The sequence below is a fragment of the Phenylobacterium sp. genome, from assembly GCF_044358365.1.
GTDB lineage: Bacteria > Pseudomonadota > Alphaproteobacteria > Caulobacterales > Caulobacteraceae > Phenylobacterium.
In genome coordinates this window covers 1-3,694 of sequence record NZ_JBIKNZ010000133.1, presented here as the reverse complement: position 1 = coordinate 3,694, position 3,694 = coordinate 1, and the positions used below count along the sequence as shown (strand labels likewise).

General features: G+C 67.2%; 3 protein-coding genes. 2 read left to right on the top strand and 1 reads right to left on the bottom strand.

The annotated features are described in order from the left end of the window. Nucleotides 1-182: 182 nt before the first annotated feature. Both ACIQ3B_RS18290 and yghU read left to right on the top strand, forming a co-directional pair. On the top strand, nucleotides 183-1,424 hold the full coding sequence (locus tag ACIQ3B_RS18290; protein WP_397405135.1) for a DegT/DnrJ/EryC1/StrS family aminotransferase: 1,242 nt from the start codon (nucleotides 183-185) through the stop codon (nucleotides 1,422-1,424). Nucleotides 1,425-1,525: 101 nt separating this feature from the next. After that, nucleotides 1,526-2,404 carry a glutathione-dependent disulfide-bond oxidoreductase gene (gene yghU, locus ACIQ3B_RS18285; RefSeq protein WP_397405133.1) on the top strand — a complete coding sequence of 293 codons (879 nt, stop codon included), beginning with the start codon at nucleotides 1,526-1,528 and terminating at the stop codon, nucleotides 2,402-2,404. Nucleotides 2,405-2,408: 4 nt separating this feature from the next. On the opposite strand, the gene ACIQ3B_RS18280 is transcribed toward yghU, so the two are convergent. Continuing rightward, nucleotides 2,409-3,485: a YeiH family protein gene (locus ACIQ3B_RS18280; protein WP_397405131.1), complete on the bottom strand. Its 1,077-nt coding sequence runs from the start codon at nucleotides 3,483-3,485 to the stop codon at nucleotides 2,409-2,411. Nucleotides 3,486-3,694 lie beyond the last annotated feature (209 nt).

Genomic DNA, 3,694 nt, shown 5'->3' with positions numbered 1-3,694 from the left:
GGATCACCGAGCAACAGTTCCGCGCCGCCCTGACCGGACTGGCGGCCTATGCCCGCGCGGAGTCCCTCGACATATCCGTGGCGGATCTGGCCCCGGTGACGCCGGATCAGGTTGACGCCGCCTGGCAAGCGGTCTGCGCGTTGCCGCGTCGACCCGTGGCCGCATGAGCCGGAGCCATACGAATGACCTCTGATAACCGCGTCGCGATTCTTGGCGGACAACCGCTCATTGCAGCGCCTTTCCCCCGTTGGCCGATCTGGGACGACCGAGAGCGCGAGGCCCTGTCCGCTACCCTGGACAGCGGCGGCTGGTGGGATGGCGACGGGGAAAGGGCGGCGCGCTTCGCCAGCGACTTCGCTGCCTACCACGGCGCAAAACATGGCCTGGCCATGACCAACGGCACCCATACCCTGGAGACAGCTCTGGCGGCCTGCGACGTCGGCGAGGGCGACGAGGTCATCGTGCCCGGGATAACCTTCGTGGCGTCCGCTGGCGCGGTGCTGGCGGTCAACGCCACGCCGGTGCTGGTGGATGTTGATCCCGAGACCCTCTGCCTCGACGCCGCTGCCGCAGAGGCCGCCATCACGGAGCGCACCCGGGCCATCATGGTGGTGCATGTGGCCGGCGCGGCGGCCGATCTCGACGCGCTCACTGCGCTCTGCGCGCGCCGTGGCCTTCACCTGATCGAGGACTGCGCCCACGCCCACGGCACCTTCTGGCGGGGGCGCGGGGTCGGCTCCTGGGGCAGTTTCGGCAGCTTCTCCATGCAGTCGTCAAAGCTGATGACCGCCGGCGAGGGCGGGGTGCTGACCTGCAACGATGACCGGTTGCGCGACCTGGCCCGCAGCTACGCCAACTGCGGCCGGGTGGAGGGCGAATGGTTTTACCACCACGTCCGCTACGGAGCGAACCTGCGCATGACCGAGTGGCAGGGCGCGGTGCTGGCCGTCCAGCTTGAACGGTTCCCCGAGCAGAACCGCAGACGTAATCAGAATGCCGTGGCGCTGGGCGAGGCGCTCTCGCGGATCGAGGGCATTCGCCCCCAGTTTCGCGACCCCCGGATGAACAGCCAGGGCAACTATTGCTATGTCTTCCACTATGATCAGGCCGCCTTTGCCGGGATGGACCTGCGCCTGTTCGAAAAGGCGCTGGGGGCGGAGGGTGTGCCCATGGGCGTCTCCTATCCCAGCCTGAATGAGCTGGAGGTGTTCAAGCGCGGCGACTTCGGGCCTCGCCTGCGCGCATCGGCGCCGAAGATCGACTATGCCAGCCTGCGCTTGCCCGTCGCCGAACATGCAGCCCGCTCGACGGTCTGGCTGCAACACCGCCTGCTGCTGGGCGAGCCGGATCAGGTGCTGGACGTGGCGCGGGCAGTGAAGCGCGTCCAGGATCAGGCGGCGGCGATCGTGGCGGCGGGTGGTTAGCCGACCGCGCTTCACACTCGACTCGCAACCACTGTTCATGCCACCCAGATAAGCCTGAGCGCAGGTCCAACGCGCGCCCCCTGGAAACGTCTGGAGCCCCCATGAGCGACGCCACCTACACTCCGCCCGCCGTCTGGACCTGGAACAAGGAAAGCGGGGGCCGGTTCGCCGCCATCAACCGGCCGATCGCCGGTCCGACCAAGGAGCACGTGCTGCCCGTCGGCAAGCATCCGATGCAGCTCTATTCCCTGGGCACGCCCAATGGCGTGAAGGTGACGGTGATGCTGGAGGAGCTGCTGGCGCTGGGGCATTCGGGCGCCGAGTACGACGCCTGGCTGATCAATATCGGCGCGGGAGATCAGTTCGGCTCGGGTTTCGTCGACATCAATCCCAATTCCAAGATCCCGGCCTTGCTGGACCGCAGCAGCGCCACGCCGATCCGGGTGTTTGAATCCGGCGCGATCCTGATCCACCTGGCCGAGAAGTTCGGCGAGTTCCTGCCCACCGAGCCGGCGGCGCGGGCCGAGTGCCTGTCCTGGCTGATGTGGCAGATGGGCTCGGCGCCGTTCCTCGGCGGCGGGTTCGGCCACTTCTACGCCTATGCGCCCATCAAGATCGAATACGCCATCGACCGCTACGCCATGGAGGTGAAGCGCCAGCTGGACGTGCTGGATCGCCGTCTGGCCGAGAGCGAGTATCTGGGTGGCGCCGACTATACCATCGCCGACATGGCCGTCTGGCCTTGGTACGGCGCGCTGGTGAAGGGCGTGGTCTATGAGGCCGGCGAGTTCCTGCAGGTGGCCGAGTACAAGAACGTCATCCGCTGGACCGACCAGATCGCTGAGCGGTCCGCCGTCAAGCGCGGCCGCATGGTCAACCGCGCCCAGGGTGATCCCTCCAGCCAGCTGCGCGAGCGCCACGACGCCTCGGATTTCGACCTGCGCACCCAGGACAAGCTGGACGCCGCCGCCGCCGGCTGAAGGCTTACATCAGCTGGATGGCGGTGAGGGCGAAGGCCAGGATCACCAGCGTCTCCAGCACGATGATCGCCAGCGAGTTCCAGCCCACCTTGAACATGTCGCCCAGCGAGGTCTTGACGCCGACGGCGGCGATGGCGGCCACCAGCAGCCAGCGGGAAACCTCGCCGGCCGCGGCGGGCAGTTCCTTCGGGACCATGCCCGTGGAGTTGATCGCCACCAGAGCGATGAAGCCCAGTAGGAACCCGGGGACCAGCGGCGCGGTGCGCCAGCTTGTTTTGGTTTCGGAACTTGCCCGGAACATCAGGGCCACGATGACGATCACCGGCAGCAGTAGGGCCACGCGGAACAGCTTGACGATGGTGGCGGTATCGCCGACCTCTTTGGAGACGCCGTAGCCGGCGCCCACCACCTGGGCCACGTCGTGAATGGTGGCGCCCAGCAGCAGGCCCGTCTGTTGTTCGGACAACCCAAGAGCCGCCGCCAGCACCGGATAGGTCACCATGGCCACCGTCGACAGGGCGGTGACACCCACCACGGTCAGCAGGGTGTCGCGCTCGCGGGTGGGCGAGGGGGGCAGGACCGACGATATCGCCAGCGCCGCCGAGGCGCCGCAGATCGCCACCGCGCCGGCGGTCAGCACGCCGAACTCGGGCCGGAGTTTGAGTAGGCGGGACAGTAGCCAGCCCGCGGTTATGGTCAGGGCGACGCCCAGCGTCACCACCAGCACCACATTGCCGCCCAGCGACAGCACCTGATCGGCTGTGATCCTCGCGCCCAGCAGGGCCACGCCCAGCCGCAGCAATTGGCGGGTGGCGAAATCCAGGCCGGGCCGATAGCTGGCGTCGGCACGAAGGAAATTCATCGCCATGCCCAGCAACAGGGCGAACAGCAGGATCGGGACCGTGTAGTGATCGGCCAGCCAGGCGGCGGCCATCGAGACCAGCACAACGATCGACAGGCCAGGCGCCAGTTTGCGGGCCGTGGTCAGCAGACTGGCCCGTGTGACGGGCGCCTCGACCGGATCTGGAACGCCCTCGAGCGAATCCAGCGACGAGGCGGTGTAGTGCTCTTCCCTAAGCATAGGGTGAGATCAGCCCATTCCCCGCACAGGGCAAGAGGGGGCCCTCAACTGACCGTCGTTCACCCGGCATTTCCTGTGAACGCCGTCGGAGCCCGGCGTCCTAGGCTCAGGACCCATTGAAATGATTCCCAAGGCGGGGTTGGTCTGATTCACTGGCGGCGCATGGAGGCGTCGTCATGAGTGATTTGATCTGGTTGTCGCAGGCGCAG

Coding starts and splice junctions, on each gene's coding strand:
- ACIQ3B_RS18290 (WP_397405135.1), top strand. CDS start 183: ATGACCTCTGATAACCGCGTCGCGATTCTTGGCGGACAACCGCTCATT.
- yghU (WP_397405133.1), top strand. CDS start 1,526: ATGAGCGACGCCACCTACACTCCGCCCGCCGTCTGGACCTGGAACAAG.
- ACIQ3B_RS18280 (WP_397405131.1), bottom strand. CDS start 3,485: ATGCTTAGGGAAGAGCACTACACCGCCTCGTCGCTGGATTCGCTCGAG.